Below are 22989 nucleotides of genomic sequence, written 5' to 3' on the forward strand. Positions count from 1 at the left end.
GCGGGGGGGGCCAATACTCCAGACACCCGGGTTCATGCGTTCGATGTCGCTCCGGTTTACAAGCCGATGAACAGATTTCGAGCGACGCCCAATCCCGACTCGTCGGAACAATAATTTTTTCGCAACACCCTTTGGCGCCCCCCTTTGCTTGTCAAGGTTAAGCTATAAGACTTTATTAAAAAAGCGATTACAACTATTAAACAGTTACTCCGGACTTCAGCCCTGGGTTTACGGATAAGACAGAATAAATCCGTGCCCAAACCCAATCTCTCCCGACGGCGGCGATTGCGCCTTATTGTGGCAGGAGCGATAAGTTCATTTTTTAAAAGAAGATAAACTCATCCTTATACGACAAACGCACTGGGCATGACAGACTTTTCTCCAGAACTTCCTTGCGATACCTTGTTGATGAAGCAATAAAAGCGTAACGGGAGATGGACGCAGAAATAACCGAGCCATCAGCAAGCTGAACCTTGATTACGTCCTGGAGTACGGGGTACTGCCGGGAAGTGTGATGAGAGTCCTGAAAAGCCACAAAAGAGGGAAGGCGCAAAAAACGCTTTCCGATAGCTATCGGAACAATACAGCAACGGAAAGGCGCTTATGTTTTAGAAATCCCCCTCTGCGACGTCTTTTGCCGCGGCTTGAACTCGTCAGTAACTTTAAACGTAAAAATCCCTCATCAGGGTTTGAGAATTCGCATTGAACAATCGCCGCATTTTGATAGAAACGCGGCCACAACTCTCATGCCAAAGCAGTTGATGCGCGCCTGCTATATTTTGTTCCGTTCAACTCGCCGCTCCCTTAAAGCAACAAAATGACGTTCGTTATTCATCACATAAGAACCGAGACCTTTTCCCTTGATTGCGCATCGTTTCATAGCCTCGACATGATCCCGGCCTACATTCTCGTACGTGTAGTTGCGCACAGCTCCGGAAACGAATTCAATCCTGATTGATTCATCACCAATTTCATATGCGAGAATGGATGATAAACGGTGTATATTTTTGTAAGGTATCATCATATTACTGCTTTTTTATTCAAAAAAACCATAAGACGGCGCATCATTGACAGCAACCTTCAACATGAATCAAACACATCTCAAAACTGATCGAAGAGCATCGGAAAAAGGCCATCAAACAAGAAACCTATCAATTGACGTAAAAAATATACAAATAATATTTTCAATTTTCAGTACTTTTTCTCAAAGTTTACATACCATATATCTTTTAACCAAACTGTAAAGCAACGGCATAATTGTTGCGCCAAAAACGATGTATTGCGTTCTTGAAAAGAATTACACAATCTGAATAATACTTCATAACCACAATCATATCTTTTCAACGACAACCACATCCATTATTTGTTGCAATATTTTTGTTGATTTTACCATCTTTTCAAACACTCAAAAAGAGGAATATTTAAGCACATATAATTATATGTAACTTAAAGAAAAACAGAATGAGATCATTGAAAAATTCACTGAATTTTTCCAAAAAGATTACAGTTGCAATAAAAATATCAATATTTCACTACATAATTCGCATCACCAATAAATCGTATTCCCGCGAAACAGGTTAATATCTGTCCCATAATAATGCGGGGCGCAACCAAAGCACGGCCATTCATGGCGGGAGCTTCATGCCGAACACGCTTTACCCCAAACCGATTCGCGCCTGTTGAGGCAAAATGACGGAGGTGGCTCGTCATCGATTGACAGAACAGCTCTGGAGTTTCTGTTGCTGCTTGCCGCGCTTCTTCTTCAGATGACACCTGATCTCCGTGATCCTCAGACTCGCCGGTACATGGGCTAATCCACCGCGCCAGGCACCTATGCTGCCTCCTCGTAATTTTCTCACTTTTTTCGCAGTCACGAAACCTTATTGAATCCGCGGCGGTTGAAAGCGACGAACCGCTTCTTGACCGTTGCCGTTTCAAGGAACATTGATAGATTGAGGTACAGGAATTTCAGAGGTTCACCATAACACCGCGAATGGATTTCAGCCACATCAGCATACGAGGCGCTCGGGTTCACAATCTCAGGAACATCTCGCTCGACATTCCCCGCAACAAGCTGGTCGTCATTACCGGCATTTCGGGGTCGGGCAAGTCGAGTCTGGCGTTCGATACGATCTACGCCGAGGGACAGCGCCGCTTCATGGAGACGCTCTCGCCCTACGCACGGCAGTTCATCGGCAACATCGAACGGCCCGATGTCGATTTCATCGAAGGGCTGTCGCCGGTGATCTCGATCGACCAGAAGAGCACCAGCCGTTCGCCGCGCTCGACGGTGGGCACCGTGACCGAAATCCACGATTTCGTGCGGCTGCTCTACGCGAAGGCCGGGCGGCGCTACGATCCGGTGACGGGCCAGATGCTCCAGAAGCAGAGCGAACAGAGCATCTGCGAGGCGATCATGGCGCTGCCGGAGGGCGCGAAGCTCCAGATTCTCTCGCCGCTGGTGACAGGCCGAAAGGGCCACTACCGCGAGCTGTTCGAGCGGCTCGTCAAGAAGGGATTTCTGCGGGCGCGCATCGATGGCGAGTACGTGGAACTCGTCGCGGGAATGCAGCTCGAACGCTACAAGAGCCACAACATCGAGCTGGTGGTTGACCGGCTGGTGGCGGGGCCGGGCATCGGCGAGCGGCTCACGAAGTCGGTCAATCTCGCCATTTCGATGTCGGAGCACAAATCGTCGGTGATCTGCGATACGGATGATCCGGAACGCGGCGAACTGTACTTCAGTACGCAGTACGCCTACGCGGACGGTACCGTGCCGGTCGATGTGCTCGCGCCGAACCAGTTCAGCTTCAACTCGCCCTATGGAGCCTGCCCGGAGTGCAACGGCCTCGGCGAAGTCATGCAGCTCTCGGCGGAGCTGATGGCGCCCGACATGACGCGCTCGCTCGATGACGGCGCGATCGAGCCGTTCGGCAAGCCTGGCAAGCGCAACCTCTGGCAGGTGATCCGCGCCATCGCCAAACAGTACGACTTTTCACTCTCCACGCCGCTGGCGAAAATTCCCGCCGAGGCGTTCGACATCCTGCTCTACGGCTCCGGCAGCAAAACCTTTGACGTCGGCTACAGCTACGCGGGCAAGGAGCATCTCTATCCGCAAACCTTCCAGGGCGCGGTGCCCTACGTCGAGGAGGTGCGGCTGAACGCCAGCACGCCGAAGCTGCGGGAGTGGGCCGAGAGCTTCATGATCCGCCAGAGCTGCCCGGTGTGCGGCGGGGCGCGGCTGAAGCAGGAGAGCCTGCACGTCAAGGTCGATGGCCTGAACATCGCCGAGGTCGAGGCGCTGCCGCTGCCCGACGCGCTGGAGTTCTTCCGGCTTCTGCCGCCGAAGCTCACCGCAAAGGAGAAGCTCGTCGCCGCGCCGGTGCTGCACGAAATCACCAAGCGCATCGACTTTTTGCTCAACGTCGGCCTCGGCTATCTGGCGCTCGACCGCAACTCGCAGACCCTCTCCGGCGGCGAAGCGCAGCGCATCCGGCTCGCCTCGCAGCTCGGCTCGCAGCTTTCGGGCGTGCTCTACGTGCTCGACGAACCGAGCATCGGCCTGCACCAGCGCGACAACCACAAGCTCATCGACTCGCTGCACCGCCTGCGCGATCTCGGCAACACGGTGCTGGTGGTCGAGCACGACAAGGACACGATGCTTCAGGCCGACCAGATCATCGACCTCGGCCCCGGCGCGGGCGAGCACGGCGGCCTCGTCGTGGCGCAAGGCACGGCCTCGACGCTCGGCCCCGACTCGGTGACGGCGGGCTACCTGAACGGCACGCTCTCGGTCTCGGTTCCATATTCGGAGAACGGCAAGGAGAGAGAACAGCGCTCTCTGAAACTGAAAGGGTGCCGGGGCAATAATCTGAAAAACGTCGATGCCGAATTCCCGCTCGGCTCGCTCATCAGCGTCACCGGCGTGAGCGGCTCCGGCAAATCGACCCTCGTCAACGAAACGCTCTACCCGCTCCTGGCGCGTCACTTCTACCGCTCCAAGCTGCTCGCCCTGCCCTGCGACGCCGTCACCGGCATCGAGCTGATCGACAAGGTGGTCAACGTCGATCAGTCGCCGATTGGCCGCACGCCGCGCTCCAACCCGGCCACCTACACCGGCGCGTTCACCTTCATCCGCGACTTCTTCACCCGCCTGCCCGAAGCGCAGATTCGCGGCTACAAGGCGGGCCGCTTCAGCTTCAACGTCAAGGGCGGGCGCTGCGAGGTGTGCCAGGGCGCGGGCACCCGCAAGATCGAGATGAACTTCCTGCCGGACGTCTATGTGCAGTGCGAACACTGCAAGGGCGAGCGCTACAACCGCGAAACCTTGCAGGTCAAGTACAAAGGCAAGTCCATCGCCGACGTACTTGAAATGCCCATCGAAGAGGCCGCCCTGTTCTTCGAGGATTTCCCGCGCATCCGCCGGATTCTGGATACGATGCAGAGCGTCGGGCTCGGCTACCTCAAGCTCGGCCAGCCCTCCCCGCTGCTCTCCGGCGGCGAAGCGCAGCGCATCAAGCTCTCGGCGGAGCTGGCCAAAATCCAGACCGGCAAAACGCTCTACATCCTCGACGAGCCGACCACCGGCCTGCACTTCCAGGACATCCAGCACCTCTTGGCCGTGCTGCGCAAGCTGGTCGAAAAGGGCAACACGGTCATCGTCATTGAGCACAACCTCGACATCGTGCGCAACAGCGACTGGGTCATCGACCTCGGCCCCGAAGGCGGCAACGGCGGCGGCGAAGTCGTCGCCACGGGCACGCCGGAAGAGATCGCCCGCCGGGCCGACACGCACACGGGCCACTACCTCAAGCTCGACTCCGGCGATATTTTGACGGGAACCGCCTGAGCGCCGAAAACCATCAACGCCCGATCATCATGACCGCGACCGAAACGCAGACGCCCGAGTGCCAGATTTGCGGAACGAAACAGCGCTCGGAGCTGCGCCGGGCGATGATCGTGCGGCCCGCCGTCTCGAAGATCATCCAGAAGAAAACCGGAAGCTGGAACGAGGAGGGCTGGATCTGCATGGACGACTTGCAGCTCTTCCAGCACCGCTATGTCGAATCGCTGCTCGAAGAGGAGAAGGGCGAGCTGACCGAGCTGGACAAGGAGGTGATCGAGGGACTCAGGAAACATGAGCTTCTGGCTGCAAACCCGGAAATAGATTTCGAAAAAAAACTGACGCTTGGCCAACGCATGGCCGATATCATCGCCAGTTTCGGCGGAAGCTGGAAGTTCATCATCATCTTCGGCGTATTCATCGCCATTTGGATCGGCGTGAACCTGCTGGCGCTCTTCACCAAACCGTTCGACCCCTACCCGTTTATCCTGCTCAACCTCGTACTCTCGACGCTCGCCGCCCTCCAGGCCCCGGTGATCATGATGAGCCAAAACCGCCAGGAAGAGCGCGACCGCCAGCGAGCGATCTACGACTACAAAGTCAACCTCAAAGCCGAACTCGAAATCCGCCAGCTCCACCAAAAGGTTGACCACCTGCTCTCAAAACAATGGGAACGGCTGGTCGAAATTCAGGAGATTCAGATGGAGCTGATCAATGAGCTGAGGGAGAAGAAGTAAGGGAGGGGGAAGGAGAGATTCATGCACGAGAATGCACAGGTATTTACGTGGCTTTTCTTTAATCATGATCTGTGGCCTGCTGAATCTGAATCGCAGGTGCAATGCGGGTTCTGATTTCGTTGTAAACAGCAATATCTACACCCTCCGCCACTTCAAGTGATACGACTAACCCATACGTGACAGGACGATGAATTTTCCCAGCATCCTCACGGCAGTTCACTTTAATTTCGATGACATCCCCTTCGTTAATTGGCTCTGCACTCTGACCTTCAAATACTTCATGCTGGACCGTTCCTCGCTTCACAGCCTGCCAATCTGCATTTTGACGCAATGGAGCCAAACCTTTATTGTTAACCTCAAACCACAAGCTTGCTATGCGGTACTTCTGAGTAGTTGGTGAAATTGGCGAAAACCAAGCAAGAGTCACGGTTAAGCGTCTTCGTTCTGGACGGGCACTGAGAGATGGCGGTAACGGCAGTCGAAAAACGTGAGCGTTACCATCGGAAAGCTCACCAAAACCAAGTAAAGTAGCTCTCTGATCTGTACAGTCTAAAACACGGTCAACATCTGGAAGCCCATAGCCAATCCATCGAGCTATAAGAGATTTATATTGTCTGCCAATTTCGTTGGAAATATCAGCTGGCCTGGTATACAGTAATTCAGCTCGCGCTCTAATTTCCATTCCAAGATCAGAGTTTTCAATTCGGGACTTTAGGTGGTCGCCAATATCACCCCACGAACAGCCATGCACCAGCATTGCTTTCATTAGTGGTACTTCATAACCTCTCAGATCGACTTCGCCCGATTGTTCACTAAAGATTTCCTGCAGAGAGTCGTAACAAATACACGCGGCCCTACTGAGCAATGCTGTTGCGTTGCTCGTTCCACAACTATATGAAGTGGCATCTAATTCACCCGGAAGACTTCCCGGAGATGCTGTTTTGTTTCCGGGTGAGACTCGAAAAATCGCCGGTTCAATGATGGCAGAATTAGTCTGTTGAAAAGGTAACCGATACAACTGACGCCCTCCGTAGTAAACAACATCTGGCTTAATTGCACGTCTGTATCCGCTACCAAATGCTGATACAGGACTCGGTAGAAGATTTTCAAATGGGTTAATCCTGCTTCTCTGGTAAGAAATTTCCGCATTATCATGATGAACAGCGCCAACACTGATTCCGTTAATCGTTTCTGCAGGTGCAAGCAGTTTCCTATTTCGAGCATCTCTATATAGAGCCTTTATAGTCGCCACCTCTATTTCTTCTGCCCCAAGAGAATTGAATTCATCGCGAGATATTCCCAAGGAAATCGCAGTTGGATGGTTCCCCGCACTCACAATAAAAAGCACACCATATTTCACGCTCAACCAGTCCAGCAATCTGGCAATTGGGCTCATGGACTGTGCGAATTGAAGAGATCGATCACCAATTGACAAATTGATCGCTTTAATTTGAGGAGCAACTGCGCCTTCTTCCTGATCACCCTCGAATAATCTCTTAACTGCTCTATGGATAAGATCGACCACCAAAAAGTTTTCCGGAATCCCCTCAGGTCGTGGCGTATTGAGCCATTCCATTGGTTTCATAATAGGCCGTACATAGATCCGCCGACTCATTGGATACGATGGCTGATTAAGATCGCCATGAGCAATCAATGACGCCATTGATGTTCCATGAATCCGCTCTGAGGCAGAATATTCAGCCGCCCAGTTATCTGGATCGTCAATAACCAAACGACCTGCTAGCAACCGGTGATTAGCCAACGGAAGACCATCAAAAAGAGCCACGATAGGGTCTTCCGTAGGCAATGGAATTTCTTCAATCTGGGCAATTTCTACGTCGCCCTCTGGGGATTCGTCTCCTGCCGTAATTTGACCAACAGGCCTAAAGAACATGACATTTTCACATTTAACCAGTTCAGTTGCAGGACTCTCAATGATAGCTCTAATGGCATGAGCAGGGAGTTCCGCCAAGAGTCCATGGTAGGCAATCCCCTCAATCACGGACTGGTTTAGTATTCGTCCGCCCGCTTGCTGAACAAGATTCGTGACGTAACTCGTGCTGGCTGCTCGAAGTTCGTTGCTACCACGAAACCAAAGTTCAGCCTCAAATGAAATGAACCGCTCGCCATCGTATTCAAGATTCTCTTGCCAGATATCGATCAAGCCGGTTTCAAGAAGTCTGTCCTGAACGTCCCATCGACGGATGCTTTTCATGTGTAGGAACACATCGCGGAACTTCTTAAAACCAAGCTCAAACTGCATGTTTGGATCGGCTTGGTAACGTCGCCAGAGAGACAGCATCTCATCAAGGGCTCGCTGATTGGTCATCACGAGATATAAACGCCCACTTAGCTCTTTGTCAGGTTTGGTTTCATCATAAAACTCTTCATCCGGGGTAATTTCATCAATCTCAATTTCACCCATCCATTCGAGACCATCAATGCGCTTAACCGCATTGGCAAAGTTTTCGATACTTCCGACGGTCTCCATCACAAGAACTTGTTCTGGAATTACATCAGCAGCACTCTGTTGTATTTCAATTCGTCTGGCATCCAATGCGGTCTGGAGTTGACTGAAGACTGGAGAAAGCCGCGCCCATTGCCGTTGCGGCGTTGGCCTTTTTACACGACCTCCACCACCACCAAGCGTTGAACGAGAAGCGATTTCAGGCGTTGGGAAAAGAAGTAATGGGCGTTCAGGCATCAGACAAGCTCCATTTCGTCTTGTTGCGTTACTGTCACAGATCTGGCAGACCAATTCTGAAGGGTATTGGTAACGATATTTTTCATGCTTGCATTCGGCTGCTCAAGCACATATTGACGAAATACAGTCATCCCAAACTCTTCGACTTCTGCAAAATTCGACCCCAAGAGACGTTTTGCCAAAGTGCCTGGTGCGTATCCCAGTGAAATATTGATTCGACGCTCAAACTTTTCAAACCATTCTGTAAGACGATCCCGAGTTGGTGCGGGTAGCGTCATTCGCACTTGGAAACGTCGCCATACAGCGCGATCTAAAAGCTCTGCATGATTGGTTGCACCGATGACCATGACGTGGCTTGGAAGGTTATCAATCTGCATGAGCAATGAACTCACAACGCGCTTAATTTCACCGGTCTCGTGCAGATCGCCGCGCTCTTTCCCAAGAGTCTCAAACTCATCGAAAAAGAGAACGCATCTGCGAGTAGAGGCATACTCAAACAATTTTTTCAGCCGAACGGCAGTCTCCCCAAGGTATGTACCCACAACACTCTCATAGCGAACAACAAGTAGAGGCACCATAAGAGCTTCGGCAATGGCTTCTGCCAATGATGTCTTGCCATTGCCCGGAGGCCCGATGAGAAGCAGTCGGTTACGAGGTTCCAGATTATATGACCTTAACAAATCTGCCCTGTACTGCTCCTGAATCAGGCTTACACAAATTTGCTGCACCTCATGAGGAAGAATAAGCTCCGATAGCTTTCGCTGAGGCATCACCTCATGAAACAAGTTCCCCATACGCGGATCTAGCATAGGCCCCGCACCATTAGTAAGTGTGCGTTCAATTGGTGATACATTAAGTATCTCTTCAAGCTTCTCAGCCAAAACTGTATGCTGTTTGGTTCGCTCTTCAGCAATGATCGCCTCAACAACCTTTCTAAAAGAGACTTTATCACCTCGCATCCCGAATTGAACTAACCGTATTAACAAATCTGCTCTTGCCATCTCTTATCTCCTCGTCTTGTTACTGCCACACCTCACAATATACGCTTAAAGCACTGTTTAAGACAGGATCATGAATATTCAAAAAATTCTATCATCATGAGCAAAAACAACCGTATTTTCATCTTTAATCAACTTAATCATGATAAATAAAAATCTCTGGATAACTTGCCCAACATTGGAACTGTAAGAAAGATTCTCCGTATCCTACATCTTCCACTGGCACATCGTCCCATCCGCCCCAATCCAACCCAACTCACAAAAACTCCTCGAAGTAATCGAGGTCTTTGTGAAACGTCTCCTCCAGCGCGGCGAGCGAAACAAACGCTGCGACCATGCAGATCGCGCCGACGATAATCGCGCCGCCTTCGAGGCCGAACTGGCCGCGCGTGAACTGGAAGAGCATCGTGATCGGCACCACCATGCCGCGCACGAGGTTCGGCACGGTCGTGGCTACCGTCGCGCGGAGGTTGGTGCCGAACTGTTCGGCGGCGACGGTCACGAAAATCGCCCAGTAGCCGCCGGAAAAACCGAGGGCGAACGAGACCCAGTAGAAGAACGTCGGCGTCGCGCCGCGCTGCATGAAGTAGAGCGCGATGGAGACGATGTTCAGCACGAGAAACACCAGCACCGCCTTTTTGCGGCTTTGCAGCACCTGGCTGAGCAAGCCGCTACTCAGGTCGCCGAAGACCAGGCCGAGGTAGCAGAACATCACGGCGTTGCCCGCCGACACCGCCCCCTTGATGCCGAGCGCCGTGGCGAACTCCGGCGAGAAGGTGATGAGTACGCCCACGACGAACCAGATCGGCACGCCGATGAGAATCGAATTGAGATAGCGGAAAAAGCGGTCGCGGCTGGTGAAGAGCGCCAGGAGGTTGCCCTTGCTGACCGCCGCCTTGTTCTCCATCGTCTGGAACATGCCCGATTCGGAGACCTTGAACCGCGCCACCAGCAGCACCAGACCCAGCGCCCCGCCGATGAAAAAGGCCGTGCGCCAATCGTAGTGCGTCGCCACCGCGTTGGCCAGAATCGCGCCGGTGACGCCAATCGAGGCGACCAGCATCGTGCCGTAGCCGCGAACCTTGGTGTGCAGAATCTCCGAAACCAGCGTGATGCCCGCCCCCAGCTCCCCGGCCAGCCCGACGCCCGCAATGAAACGCAGCACGGCGTAGGCCTCCAGCGAGGTGGCGAAACCGTTGGCGATGTTGGCCAGCGAGTAGATCAGGATCGAGCCGAACATGATCTTCAGCCGCCCCTTCACGTCGCCCAGCCAGCCCCACAAAATGCCGCCGAGCAGCATGCCGATCATCTGCATGTTGAGCAGAAAGACGCCGTAATCGATCAGCTCCTGGCCCTGCAGGCCAAACGCCTTGAGGCTCGGCACGCGCACGATGCTGAAGAGCACGAGGTCGTAAATATCGACGAAATAACCGAGGGCGGCCACGATGACCGGAAGAGAGAAAACGTCGCGAATGCTCGCGCGGGATGAGTCCTGCATAAGGGGAGAACGGATAAAGGGTTGATGATAGAAGAACGCAAAATAAAACCTTTTCCGGGATATAACCCGTAGTCAGAAATTCCGGTAATCGAGTGTGCGATACCGTTTCATATTCTGACTGCGGTGACGGCTTCAGCCAACCGGATTTAACTTCGTGTTGTAAACACTCTGCATCATTTTTATAAAAAAGTATAGATTCCTTTTGTCTGTCGTAGTCAATGCGTTCTGAACCATATCGAGAAACGATCACCCTCGGTGGTCGAGGATCGATGATAACCGTTTATCAAGCCGCAGCGTCAATCCATCTCCATGCCTGAAAATCTGCACACACCGATTCCGGCCCCCGCTTTTTCCGATAACGCCCACCCATCGGGCACCCGCAACACCCTGGCCGGGGTCAGCGAACTGTACGACGCCATTCCGGCCTCGGTCATCATCGTCGATGCGCGGATGCGCCTGGTCGGCTGGAACCGCTTTTCGCGCGACACCATCAATGGCCTGGCCGACAATGAAATGCCAGGCATCAATCCGCTGAAGCGGGTGCACCCCGATGACCTCCCCGAAATCAGTCGGAAAATGCGCGACATCATCGATCTCGATACCGAACAGAGCGCCGAGTTCAGAATGTACCACAAAAGCGGGCCGCCCTATAAATGGGCGATGGTCCGCGGCAAACGGGCCATCATCGAGGGTCGGCCCTGCGTGGTGGCGGTCGTGACCGAAATCACCGAAATCAAAGAGATTGAAAGTCGGCAGAAAAAGCTTCAGGAGCAGCTCTTGCAGTTCCAGAAAATGGAGCTGGTCGGCCAGCTTGCCGGAGGCATCGCCCACGACTTCAACAACGCCCTCTCGGCAATCATCGGCAACACGGAGCTGGCGCTCAAAAAGCTCGATCCCGCCAGTCCCGCCGCCTCGAACATTTCGGACATCCACAAGCTCGCAACCCGGTCGGTGGAATTGACCCGCCAGTTGCTCGCCTTTGCGCGCAAGCAGGTAGCCGAACCGCAGGTGTTCGAGCTGAACGGCGCGGTGCCAGAGTGCCTGCGCCTGCACCGGAGCCTCATCGGCGAAGGCATCCGGCTCGAATGGACGCCATGCAACGAACCGGTTCAGGTAAAGCTCGATCCCGTGCAGCTCGACCAGATTCTCTCGAACCTGCTCGTCAACGCGCGTGACGCCATCACCGGCAACGGCTGTATCCGGATCGGGTGCCAAACCACCAAGCTCGACCCCGGCGATTGTGCGAGCAGCCATGCAGCGTTCGCTCCGGGAGCGTATGCGAAAATCACGGTCAGCGATACCGGAAGCGGCATCGAGCCGAGCGCACTGCCCCATATTTACGAGCCGTTCTTCACCACCAAAGAGTTTGGCAAAGGCACCGGCCTCGGCCTCTCAACGGTTTACGGCATCGTGATGCAGAACAAGGGGCGCATCGAATGCCGGTCGGAAACGGGCAGGGGAACGGCCTTCCATATCTATCTGCCGATATACCTTAACGAGGGCGACGGGCAAGCGGCGAACACCGGAAAAGAGAACGCCGCTCCGAACGCGAAGGAGACGATTCTGGTCGTTGACGATGAACCATTCATCCTCAAGCTGATCCAGGACATTCTCGAAATCCGAGAGTTCACCGTGCTCACTGCCAAAGATGCCGACGAGTGCCTGCGCATCGCCGGTTGCTGCACCCGGCCTCTCGACCTGGTGGTGTCTGACATGATGCTGCCAGACATGGACTGCATGGAGATGAGCCGCCTGCTCATGCAGCGAAACCCCTCGATGAAGCTCCTGCTTATGTCGGCCCACGCGCCGGAAAATATAGTCCGGAGCTGGACGCACGGAAATGAAACGAACTTCATCCAGAAACCCTTCGGCATCGACGACTTCATGAAAACCATCGACCGGGTGCTGAACAGCAAAATTGAAAATATCTGAGGGCGATGTATCGCTCAGGAAAGGATGATTCCTGACCCGGAAGCATATTGGCATCGGGATCGGAATCGATTTGGATTTGGATTTGGATTTGGATTTGGATGAAAAGAGAACTCTCGCCTTTTCGCCCGCGCTTCATCGACCGAAAAGGCGCGTCGCGCTGACGTGCTTCAGAACGCCCGACACGTCGGCCTCCACCGCATGGGCGCCCTCAAAGCGCTGCACGCGGGTCAGCGCGTTGGGTACGGCGATGCACCGCAGCCCGGCGGCCACCGCCGAGTCGAGGCCGCGCCGCGAATCTTCCACCGCCAGGCACTGCTCCGGCTCGACGCCGAGCAGCTCCATCGCTTTCAGGTACGGCTCCGGATGGGGCTTCGGCTGCTCGACCTCGTCACCGGTGACGATCACCTCGAAGCGGTCGAGCAGCCCGTGCGAGGCGTGCATCAGCAGCACCTTGTCGCGGTCGCTGCCCGTCACCACCGCCAGCCGAACCTCGCCAGAGAGCGCCTGGATGGTTTCGCGAACCTTCGGCATGAGCGGCACAGGGCGTTGCAGACGCTCGACAAACGCTGCGTTGCGCCGGTCAAGCAGCGGACGAACCAGCTCCGGCTCAAGCCCAAGCTCGCGGGCCAGCTCGCCGCTGTGCCGCGCGTTGCCGAGGTACTCGATACCCCAGAACTCCTCATCGATCTGCAAACCGGCATCGGCAAAAAAGCGCCGCGTCATCTCGAAAAAAACCGCCTCGCTATCCACCAGAAGCCCGTCATTATCCCAGAGAATCGCTTCGATCATGAAAGTCCGTTATTGTCGTTGATTAAGGTTTTTCCCGTCATCGGAATCCAATTATCATCTGTTCGATCGCGGCAACAATCAAAAATTGGGCTAAAACCCTGATTATTTTGTGTTATCCACAAACCCCGGACTAAAGTCCGGGGCAAGTGTTTAAGAATTTTAATCGCCGGAGAATTTCATAATTGCCCCGGCTTTCAAGCCGGGGTTTAAGAGCACATATTCTATCATGGGCTTCAGCCCAATTGCTTTCTGTGAAAACAATTGCCATCGGTGGATGCTACTCTCGCCATCGCCCCCCATCCCTTCACCGCAAACACCCGCGATAGAGCCGCCAGAAGCGCAGCGCGACCTGGCGGATGTCGCGGTCGGCCAGGAGCGCGAGCACCTGGCGGGTGGTGAGGCGCGGGTTGTTGCGCATCAGTTCGTTGCGGTAGAGCAGCCGCATGAGCGCGTCCATCGAAAGCGAAAAGGCGGCATCGACCACCTTGTCGAGGCTTACGACCGGAAACTCCGTCGGCTCGCTCGACGCAACCTTGCGCAGCTTCAGCACCCGCCTGCCGCCCGCCTGCTCGACGACGAAGTCAATCCGCTCTTCCGATGCCGCGTGCAAGAGGCACACGCCGGTCGGCTGTTTGAGCGGCGGCGGGGGCGGCGTTCTGGCGTAGTCGAGCGTCGGCGAGGTACCGAGCCACAGCTCGAACGCCTCGAACACAATCTGCGAAGCCTCCTTGCAGTCGAGCGTTTTGTTGACCTTCAGGAGGAACACGAGCTGAAACAAGTCCTTCAGGAACGTGAGCAGTACGCCGCGATTGTCGTCGCGCTTGAGCACGGAGCGGTAGTCGCAGAAGGCCACGTTGCAATAGACCATCATGCGCATGATGTCGCGGTTCTCCATGTGCGCCGTGCGGATCACCGGCACGAAGTTGTTGTACATATCCCAGTCGCGCGAGGTGATGTTGTCGTCGCGTGCGTACTCCTCGAAAATCCGCGTACCGGGATAGGGGGTCATCGCCATAAAAAGGGTCTGGCGCAGGCCGAGCGTACGGGCGAATTTCGGATAGGCCATTGTATCCTCGACGCTCTCCGAGTAGTGGCCGACGATGAAGTACCCCTCGGAGCCAACGCCGAACTGGTTGAGCAGATTGATCGCCGTACTCACCTCGTCGAGCGAGTTCTGCTTGTTCATCAAGGCGAGCGTCTTCGGGTTCGGGCTCTCGATGCCGAGGCCCACCTTGTTCAGCCCGATCTTGCGAAGCTTCGGCAGAATCCGCTCGGCCCGAATCACATCCTTGGCCCGCGTCTCGGTGACGATCCTGAAGTTGGTCAGCCCGCGCTCGATCATGAGATCGCAGATTTTCTCGACGCGCTTGATGTTGGTCAGGAAGTTGGCGTCCCAGATTTTGAGCAGCTTCTTCTTTTTTGGGTCGTGCAGTTGGGCGATCTCCTCGACGACGTTCTCGGCCGTCCGACCACGCCAATGCTTGTGCATCTTGTCGTTCGCGCAGAACGAGCAAACCCACGGGCAGCCGCGCGAGGTGTAGATCGTGTCGATGGTGTAGTCGTCACTTTTTTCGCCAAATCGCTTCGGGCGAAGCGAACGGAGTGGAAACCGGATCGAATCGACATCCTGAATCAGCTCCCGCATTCCGGTATAAACGAACTCGCCATTCTCCTTCCAACAGAGCCCTTTGACCTCGCGCGACGGCCCCTTTTCGACCAGCTCCCGGAAGGTCGCCTCCCCCTCGCCGACGACCACCAGATCGACGCAACCGAGATCGAGCACCTCTTCGGGCAGCGCGGTCGGGTGGAACCCGCCCATCACCACCGTCACGCCGTGCTTCCCGGCGATTCGCGCCAGCCGCTCCGCATTGTTAAAGCAGCCGGTCATCGAGGAGAGAGCGACGAGATCGAACGAACGCTCTTTCAGCAACTTCTCGAAGCTCTCGAAAATCCCGTCATTGTAATAGTTCTCCGGCATCGCCATGCTCTCGACGATATCCTCCACGGCGGCAGCCAGATAGCAAACGCCGATACAGTCGCTGATAAACCTCGGAAACGGCGTAACGATGGCCTGCGGAGCCTCAACAAAGCAGATATTCTTGTAATACGCCATAAGGTGGCAGAGCTCCGGATTGGGTTCAGATCAAGGAGAACGATGGATGGAAACGCGAAGTTCCTCCGACCGGCGGGCACGGCGCGTATAGCGTGAATATACAGATTCTGTATGGCCGACCCAATTTGTCGGAACGAAGCGCTCCGTTGCAAAACAGCAAGTCGGCTTCGACTGCGCCGACAAACGTAAGGGGAACGCTCCCAACAAAGCGCATGGACGATTATCGGCGATAAAAAAATCGGGAAGCGGCGGATTGGGGCGGTAAATCACTGGCAGCTCCAGTTGAGTTCGCCCGGCTCGGCCAGAACGCGGCGGCCTCGGAATGCCGTTTCAGTTATCACCGTTCAGGCTGATCTCATAGAAAAAAAATCTTTTTTTGAAGAAGCCTATAAAACATAACACTCAGAGAGCCACAAATACATACATGCGCACTATTATAATCTGGCTCATTATAAAGTAATTGCATATACTTTAGATAGAAAAGCAGGCAAGCGCTCACCACTCACGAACAACTTGACAAGCACCGGGGAGCGAATGTTTCAGGCGAGCATCTCGCCATCTGGATTGCAAGGCATAACCGACCGCTGATGAACTGGGCAATGCGGAAAAAAGGATAGCGATGAACGAAATGAACCTCATGAATAACCAGGCAGGAGATTTGCAGAGAGCGCTTGTAACGCTGATCGAGAGTCTTCCGTCAGATATCTGCATTCCGGCAACGGTTTCGTCAATGCTCATCAAGTGGTCAATACCGATAAAAAAGGAGTACCATGCAAGAGATCATCATAGGAATACTGATCGTCATCGGAGTTGTTCTGCTGCTAATGTTACAGGGGATGGTGCTCGCATCGCTGAGTAATGAGGCTGAACAGAGCGAACGTCAAGCGGCGATTCTGGCAAAAAGAAAAAGGATGCCAGGTAAAAAACAAGAAAAACCTGCAATAAAGGGCGCCTCAGTCAAGCGCAATGCAGGGTTTGAGCACAAAACGCAAAGAGCGTAAAATAACCGCGCTTATCCCGGCAAATCAGAAAGGATTACAGCACAATCCGGTTCTGACTTGCCGGTATTTTTTTTTGAACATACCACCCTCAAGCTTCCCGGCGACACGTATTGCAACATCGGCCTCACCAACAAATGCGAACAAGCAGCGTGAGAACCGCACCCAAGAGCACCTCCCCTGAAACCGATGCCGTCGCTTCGACCGCCTCCCTGACGCTCACCACCGGCCCGCGCCCCTCAGCCGCTCCGGAAAGCCGCCAGATGACGAGCATTCGCTTGTCGCTCTCCCCGGTTATGCGGAACTCGATCCGCCGCCCGCCGCTCTCTTCGAGGAACAACGACACCGGCCTCTTCAGCGGCGCTCTGGCTGGATACTCGATACGCGGCTCCGTGTTCGCAAAGCACTCGAACGCCCCATAGATCGCCGATTCGATCTCCTCCTTTTCCATGTTCCGGTTCACCAGCACCAGAAAAACAAACTGACCGAGATCCCGCAGAAAAATCCGCAAAGCGCCGCGCTCGTTTGATGTTGGTCAGGAAGTTGGCGTCCCGGATTTTGAGCAGCTTTTTCTTTCTTGGATCGTGAATCAGGGCGATCTCCTCGCCGAAGCGCGGAGGGCGGGTCGAATCGACATCCATGATCAGCTCGCGCATTCCGGTATAGACAAAATCGCTATTCTCCTTCCAGACCAGCCCCTTCACGCCGCGCGACGGGCCGTGCTCGACCAGCTCGCGGAAGGTCGCCTCCCCTGCGCCGATCACCACCAGATCGGCGCATCCGTAATCGAGCGCCTCTTCGGGCATCGCCGTCGGATGGAAGCCGCCCATCACCACCGTCACGCCGTGCTTTCTGGCGATCCGCGCCAGCCAGATAGCAGACGCCGATACAGTCGCTGATAAACCGCGGAAACGGCGTCACAATCGCCTGCGGCACCTCGACAAAACAGATGTTCTTGTAGTACGCCATATCCGGTTTGGATTCAGATCAGAAAGATGCTGATGGAAATGCAAGGTTCCCCAAACTGGCAGAAACACGGTAAGAGGATGAAATATACGATTTATATGACAAACGAGGCCACGATGTCAGCAGCGAGCGGGCGATAGGCCTGCGGACGAGATGCGCGATGTGGCGGCGGGGTGGCGGTTGGCCTCTGGATTTATGGGTTGAAGACCGAGTGAAAATCTCTGGATTTTGGTAGATTAGCTTTTATAAATGCTGTGATTGGCTCTGAATACAAAAAATTTATACGGGCAAATATCATAAAGCTGTTTTCTGTACAAAGAAATCATATAATCAACGATAGAATCCATGATGACCATCACCGAGATCCCTTTCGCTCACCCTTCTGCGCACAATGGTTATAGCCCATTTCCAGATGATTTCGGGCTGAATCAACAATTGCTCTTTCATGGGACTTCTGAAGAACGAGCACAATCAATAATCAATAATGGCTTCAATCCAACGGAGCAACTCAAATCTTCATCATTCACTACCCACAAAGGACTTGCACTTGGTTATGCCTGTGACAAGCGCCAAAATGGTTTCTGCGGTGCGGTGTTAGCCGTTTCTTTCAAAACGCTTGATACTATAGGCATTCGTAATGAAGGAAAATTTGTATATCTAGATGACCACAACATACAACCAGTAATCGTTGCAGTTTGCTATGTTCCTAATTCGTATAAACATGTTTGAGCATTTGAGTACAAAGGATTTATTCAGACAAAAAAAGCCGATTATCTATACCCGGAAAAAAGACAAAATAAATAATGCATAAAGAAAAGTGAAATGAAAGAGTTTAACTATTTTATAGCTCTCGAAGCAGAACTTGAAGATTCTTTTAACTATATCGAACCAGACACTAACAATTTCTGTTGCTATGGAGCGAAATACGCTTCATTGTTAAATACTGTATGTATTGAATTCGAAGCCACAGCAAAAGCGTTAATCAATTCTGTAGCTCCTGGAACAAGTACAGGGAATATCGGTGAGATAAAAGGACAACTCCTAAAGCTCTTTCCAAATATCGAGAGCAATGAGGTTAAAGTTTTACGAATCAACAAAGATATTTTTCCTTTCAAAGACTGGTCTACAAGCAAACTTGATTGGTGGGATGAATACACTGATTTAAAACATAATCGAATCATGCACTATGATAAAGCCAATCTAAAAAACATATTGAACGCGATGAGCGCACTACTTGTGCTCATCGTTTATTTGGAAAAACACCGAGACAAAAAAAATGACGTGCATATAACCAAAGTATTTTTGATGGACTGCATGCCCGCATTAATGGCAACTGAAGGCCGCGATCTTCCAGACTAATTGCCTTGCAAGTAGCTTATCTATGCCTTAATTTTTCACGAAAAATGAGCCGCCAGAAAACAGAATAATTATAAATATATACGAGAAACATATTTCATCCTATCATAACCTTAAAATTTAAAAAAATGATTTTCAGAATTCTCAAAAAAAGAGATCCGTTCCTTCCAGTCCACATAGGAACCTGCCTTGCATTTGATAATGAACTCAAAATTTATATCCTCAAAAACAAGGAACAAACAGCACCTACAACAGAGCTATTAATAGAACCCTTAACAGAAGATGAGAATATTAAGCTCTTAACCATTAAAGTAAATAACATTCCTGATGCACCTAAAATTTCTTCTGTTGCTGGTGATAATTATTTACTTAAAACAAACATTATTGAGGCAGTACGTAATTATTTAGGAGAAAACCTGAATCCTGATGATATTGAACTTAGAGGTAATAATTGACTTTTAAACGCTGCCCCGGCAAACAACACCGGGGCAGCTACGATAAATTGACTATCCAAACAAATCCCCCATCAGTTCCCCAGCATCATCGCTTCAACGTCGGCGGCAACCGTGCCGATGCCTTTCAAGTCGAACTTTTCGATGATCGCTGCTGCGATGTTCGGCGTCAGGAACTCCGGGAGTGTTGGGCCGAGCCTGATGCCTTTGACTCCGAGGTAGAGCAGCGCCAGCAGCACCGTGACGGCTTTCTGCTCGTACCAGGCGATGTCGTAGGAGATTGGCAGGTCGTTGATGTCCTCCAGCTCGAACACCTCCTTGAGCTTCATGGCGATCACGGCCAGCGAGTAGCTGTCGTTGCACTGGCCGGCGTCGAGCACACGCGGGATGCCGCCGATGTCGCCAAGCGCGAGCTTGTTGTAGCGGTACTTGGCGCATCCGGCGGTGAGGATCACCGTATCCTTCGGCAGCGCTTCGGCCACGTCGGTGTAGTACTGACGTGAGCTGTGACGTCCGTCGCATCCGGCCATCACCACGAAGCGCTTGATCGCGCCCGACTTGACCGCATCGACCACTTTGCCCGCCAGCGCCAGCACCTGGGTGTGGGCGAAACCGCCGACGATCTCGCCGTTTTCGATCTCCGTCGGAGCCTGGCAGGTTTTGGCCAGCTCGATGATCTCCGAAAAGTCCTTCTGACCGCCTTCAGCGCGCGCCGGAATGTGCTTCAAGCCCGGCCAGCCCGCCATGCCGGTGGTGAACATGCGGTTGCGATAGGACTCGCGCACCGGCACGATGCAGTTGGTGGTCATGAGAATCGGGCCGTTGAAGCTCTCGAATTCGCGATCCTGCGACCACCACGAGTTGCCGTAGTTGCCGACGAAGTGGCTGTACTTCTTGAAGGCCGGGTAGTAGTGCGCGGGCAGCATTTCGCAGTGGGTATAGACATCCACGCCGACGCCTTCGGTCTGCTGGAGCAACTCCTCCATGTCGCGCAGGTCGTGGCCGGAGATGAGGATGCCGGGACGGCTGCCGACGCCGGTTTTGACCGTGGTGATCTCCGGGTTGCCGTAAGTTTCGGTGTTGGCCTTGTCGAGCAGCGCCATCGCCTTGACGGCCACCGCGCCGGTCTCCATCACCAGGCCGAGCAGCTCGTCGGCTGGCAAATCTTTGGTCAGCGCGGCGAGGCCCTTGACGTAAAAGGTGTAAATCTCGTCGTCGTGGTAGCCGAGCACGGCGGCGTGGTCGGTGTAGGCGGCCAGCCCCTTGATGCCGTACAGAATGAGGCTCTTGAGCGAGCGCAGATCGGCGTCCTCGCTGAGGTTGTCGATGCTGCACGCCATCGCCTTGCCGAGAAACTCCTCGCGCGTGCTGCCGCTCCAGGTCGCGGCGTCGTGCGCCGGAGTCGTTCCGGCGAGCGCCCTGACTTCGTCGCGCATGGCGAGCGCCCTCTGGATCTGCCCGACGATGGCCACGTCGTCGAAGTTGGTGTTGGTGACGGTCACGAACAGGCACTCGCTGATGAACTGGCCGTATTTGCGGTCGAGCGCCCCTTCGAGCGCCTCGGCGCAGAGGGCGATCCCTTCGGTGGCGTAGATCAGCGTATCCTGAAGTTTGGCGGTCAATTCATCCTTGCCGCACACGCCACGGACGTTGCAGCCCGTTCCCTTGATGCTCTCCTGGCATTGGTCGCAATGCATAGACATAACGGTCTCTCCTTACTTTTTTGTTGTTTGTTTGTTCATCTCCGGCGACAAGATTCTGGCCAGCCGCCTGTCGGCTGCGCTGCCCTCCCTGTCACCAAATTTCTCTTTCGCGAGCGCCCGCTGCACGAGAGCCGCTTTCATGATCGATTTCCGGGGACGCGCCTCGATCACGGCGCTGAAGTCTTCGATAGCCCCTTCGTAGTCCCCGGTTTGGCAGCGGATCAGCCCCCGGTTACCCCATGCGGTGATCCGCTCGCGGAATCGCAGGCCGAGCTTGATGGCCATCGTCAAATCCTCCAGCGCACCCGCCAGATCACCCGACGCACTCCTGATCCCCGCCCGGCTGTGCCAGGCATCGGGATTGACCGGATCGGCCTCGATCAAGCGAGTGATCTCCTCCTCCGAGCCGCGCCACGCGCCGAGCGCATCTTTCAGCATGAGACCTCCTCTTCGGCCAGCACCTCGCCGTTCACGCTGACGACGATCCGCTTGACCGGAACCGTGCGCCTGGCCTTTGCAAGCGCCTGCAACGCCAGCGAGGTCAACCCGCCGCAGCACGGAACCTCCATGATCGCCACGGTGATGCTCCGGACTCCGGCCATGTCGATCATGGCGGCAAGCTTTTCGACATAGCGCTCCATGCCGGTATCGAGCTTCGGGCAGGCGATAGCGAGCGCGCTGCCGTCGAGCAGGCGGCTGTGGAAGTCGCCCATCGCGAAGGCCACGCAGTCGGCGGCGAGCAGCACATCAGCGTCGCGGAAGTACGAGGCGGTCGGGCTGACCAGGTGCAACTGCACCGGCCACTGCCGCAACGCGCTGGGGGGGCTGGGCGACGTCGATGCGACTGGCGCGGCTTGAGCGTTGCTCCGGAAATCGATCGTTCGGCTGCCGGGGCAACCACCACCGTGACGGGCGTGACCGTTGGCGGCCTCGGCTTCGAGCGGATTGGCGATGCCCTCTTCACGGAGGTAGTCGAACGCTTCGCGCAGATAGCCGGTTTCGCCGTGCTCCTGCAAATGGCGCAGGTGCGCCGCGATCACGTTCGGCCCGGCTTTGACGATGCTCTCGGCCATCACGCGCCGCTCATCGTAGGGCGCGGCCTCGCGGCTCTCGACCCGCATCGCGCCGGTCGGGCAGTGGCCGATGCAAGCGCCGAGACCGTCGCAGAACAGGTCGCTCACCAGCCGCGCCTTGCCGTCGATCACCTGCAGCGCCCCCTCCGGGCACGCCGGAATGCACTCGGCGCACCCGGTGCACTTGCTTTCATCTATGGTTATGATCTGTCGTTTCATCGTGTTTCCTGTTTTTTTTGCCAGACTCCGAATCCAATTTCGATTTCCTCTATTCCTCTCATTCTGAACATCTTGCAGGGGCAGCCCTCGCGGCTGCCCTCGAATACCGATGGATCAGATAACGATCTCACCCCTTCATCGCCTCCACCGCCTTCAGATCGTCGATCAGCTTGCCGATGGTGATTTGTGAAAACTCCTGGTTCACCATTTTTTCGATGCGCATGATTTCGTGGCGCAGCACGCAGTTGGCGCGATTCGAGCAGAGCTGCTTGCGAAACATGCACTCCGAGAGCTGCACCTTGCCCTGAAAAATTTCGATCACCTCGGCCACGGCAATCAGGCCCGGCTCCTTTGCCAGCCGGACGCCGCCGCCCGCGCCCTCTTTGGACTCCACCAGCCCGTTGCGAATCAGCTCCTGCAAAATGCGCCGCAGGAACTGGTAGGGAATCGTCTGCTCGTCGGAGAGCGCCTTGGCCGAAACCCAGCCATCAGACTTCATGCCGAGGGAGATCAGCGCCCGGACGGCGTAGTCGGTTTCCTTGTTGAGTACTTTCATTCAGTCATCCCCTTTCAGAACAGATCGAAAAACTTGTTGCGCGACCCGATTG

At 54.3% G+C, this 22989-nt stretch carries 19 protein-coding genes; 7 read left to right on the forward strand and 12 right to left on the reverse strand.

Annotated elements, in window-relative coordinates; all coding sequences use genetic code 11:
• Positions 1 to 1521: 1521 nt before the first annotated feature.
• The gene (locus EST62_RS06665) at positions 1522 to 1773 is read right to left on the reverse strand and encodes a hypothetical protein (RefSeq protein WP_129051332.1); all 252 of its coding nucleotides are present in this window, start codon (positions 1771 to 1773) and stop codon (positions 1522 to 1524) included.
• A gap of 220 nt (positions 1774 to 1993) precedes the next feature.
• Between EST62_RS06665 and uvrA the strand changes: the two genes are divergently transcribed.
• Positions 1994 to 4849, forward strand: coding sequence for an excinuclease ABC subunit UvrA (gene uvrA, locus EST62_RS06670; protein ID WP_129051333.1), 2856 nt, complete (start codon positions 1994 to 1996; stop codon positions 4847 to 4849).
• A gap of 29 nt (positions 4850 to 4878) precedes the next feature.
• A complete protein-coding gene (locus tag EST62_RS06675; protein WP_129051334.1) occupies positions 4879 to 5580 on the forward strand; it encodes a DUF1003 domain-containing protein in 702 nt (233 codons plus the stop codon).
• Positions 5581 to 5638: 58 nt separating this feature from the next.
• Here EST62_RS06675 and EST62_RS06680 read toward each other — a convergent pair whose 3' ends face one another.
• The 3 genes from EST62_RS06680 to EST62_RS06690 form a co-directional block, all read right to left on the reverse strand.
• Complete coding sequence (locus tag EST62_RS06680; RefSeq protein ID WP_129051335.1) at positions 5639 to 8284, reverse strand: S8 family peptidase; 2646 nt, start codon at positions 8282 to 8284, stop codon at positions 5639 to 5641.
• On the reverse strand, positions 8284 to 9285 hold the full coding sequence (locus EST62_RS06685) for an AAA family ATPase (RefSeq protein ID WP_129051336.1): 1002 nt from the start codon (positions 9283 to 9285) through the stop codon (positions 8284 to 8286). Before EST62_RS06685 ends, EST62_RS06680 begins: the two co-directional genes overlap by 1 nt.
• Before the next feature lie 253 nt (positions 9286 to 9538).
• On the reverse strand, positions 9539 to 10780 hold the full coding sequence (locus EST62_RS06690) for an MFS transporter (RefSeq protein ID WP_129051337.1): 1242 nt from the start codon (positions 10778 to 10780) through the stop codon (positions 9539 to 9541).
• 309 nt (positions 10781 to 11089) lie between these two features.
• Between EST62_RS06690 and EST62_RS06695 the strand changes: the two genes are divergently transcribed.
• Entirely contained in the window at positions 11090 to 12712 is a 1623-nt protein-coding gene (locus EST62_RS06695) for a PAS domain-containing sensor histidine kinase (protein ID WP_129051338.1), read from the forward strand.
• Between the two features lie 132 nt (positions 12713 to 12844).
• Here EST62_RS06695 and EST62_RS06700 read toward each other — a convergent pair whose 3' ends face one another.
• Entirely contained in the window at positions 12845 to 13501 is a 657-nt protein-coding gene (locus EST62_RS06700; protein WP_129051339.1) for an HAD family phosphatase, read from the reverse strand.
• 304 nt (positions 13502 to 13805) lie between these two features.
• Positions 13806 to 15614, reverse strand: a complete 1809-nt coding sequence (locus EST62_RS06705) for a B12-binding domain-containing radical SAM protein (protein WP_129051340.1) — start codon at positions 15612 to 15614, stop codon at positions 13806 to 13808.
• A gap of 770 nt (positions 15615 to 16384) precedes the next feature.
• Between EST62_RS06705 and EST62_RS06710 the strand changes: the two genes are divergently transcribed.
• Complete coding sequence (locus EST62_RS06710; RefSeq protein WP_129051341.1) at positions 16385 to 16615, forward strand: hypothetical protein; 231 nt, start codon at positions 16385 to 16387, stop codon at positions 16613 to 16615.
• Positions 16616 to 16739: 124 nt separating this feature from the next.
• Here EST62_RS06710 and EST62_RS13460 read toward each other — a convergent pair whose 3' ends face one another.
• Both EST62_RS13460 and EST62_RS13975 read right to left on the reverse strand, forming a co-directional pair.
• On the reverse strand, positions 16740 to 16886 hold the full coding sequence (locus EST62_RS13460) for a hypothetical protein (protein ID WP_167599219.1): 147 nt from the start codon (positions 16884 to 16886) through the stop codon (positions 16740 to 16742).
• On the reverse strand, positions 16852 to 17454 hold the full coding sequence (locus EST62_RS13975) for a hypothetical protein (protein ID WP_371414683.1): 603 nt from the start codon (positions 17452 to 17454) through the stop codon (positions 16852 to 16854). The genes EST62_RS13460 and EST62_RS13975 overlap by 35 nt, the downstream gene beginning before the upstream one ends.
• A gap of 469 nt (positions 17455 to 17923) precedes the next feature.
• Here EST62_RS13975 and EST62_RS06720 point away from each other — a divergent pair, with 469 nt between their 5' ends.
• The 3 genes from EST62_RS06720 (at position 17924) to EST62_RS06730 (ending at position 19389) form a co-directional block, all read left to right on the forward strand.
• Positions 17924 to 18307, forward strand: a complete 384-nt coding sequence (locus tag EST62_RS06720) for a hypothetical protein (RefSeq protein ID WP_129051342.1) — start codon at positions 17924 to 17926, stop codon at positions 18305 to 18307.
• Between the two features lie 93 nt (positions 18308 to 18400).
• Complete coding sequence (locus EST62_RS06725; RefSeq protein ID WP_129051343.1) at positions 18401 to 18937, forward strand: hypothetical protein; 537 nt, start codon at positions 18401 to 18403, stop codon at positions 18935 to 18937.
• A gap of 125 nt (positions 18938 to 19062) precedes the next feature.
• Positions 19063 to 19389 carry a hypothetical protein gene (locus EST62_RS06730; protein ID WP_129051344.1) on the forward strand — a complete coding sequence of 109 codons (327 nt, stop codon included), beginning with the start codon at positions 19063 to 19065 and terminating at the stop codon, positions 19387 to 19389.
• A 71-nt stretch (positions 19390 to 19460) separates the two neighbouring features.
• Here EST62_RS06730 and hcp read toward each other — a convergent pair whose 3' ends face one another.
• The 4 genes from hcp to EST62_RS06750 form a co-directional block, all read right to left on the reverse strand.
• A complete protein-coding gene (gene hcp, locus EST62_RS06735) occupies positions 19461 to 21089 on the reverse strand; it encodes a hydroxylamine reductase (protein ID WP_167599220.1) in 1629 nt (542 codons plus the stop codon).
• A 12-nt stretch (positions 21090 to 21101) separates the two neighbouring features.
• Positions 21102 to 21527 (reverse strand): tetratricopeptide repeat protein, encoded by a 426-nt coding sequence (locus tag EST62_RS06740; RefSeq protein WP_129051345.1) that lies wholly within the window; start codon positions 21525 to 21527, stop codon positions 21102 to 21104.
• Positions 21521 to 22381, reverse strand: a complete 861-nt coding sequence (locus EST62_RS06745) for an ATP-binding protein (protein WP_129051346.1) — start codon at positions 22379 to 22381, stop codon at positions 21521 to 21523. Before EST62_RS06745 ends, EST62_RS06740 begins: the two co-directional genes overlap by 7 nt.
• Positions 22382 to 22508: 127 nt before the next feature.
• Positions 22509 to 22937, reverse strand: a complete 429-nt coding sequence (locus tag EST62_RS06750; protein WP_129051347.1) for an Rrf2 family transcriptional regulator — start codon at positions 22935 to 22937, stop codon at positions 22509 to 22511.
• Positions 22938 to 22989: the final 52 nt, after the last annotated feature.

The organism is Chlorobaculum sp. 24CR, from assembly GCF_004118635.1.
Classification (GTDB): Bacteria; Bacteroidota; Chlorobiia; order Chlorobiales; family Chlorobiaceae; genus Chlorobaculum.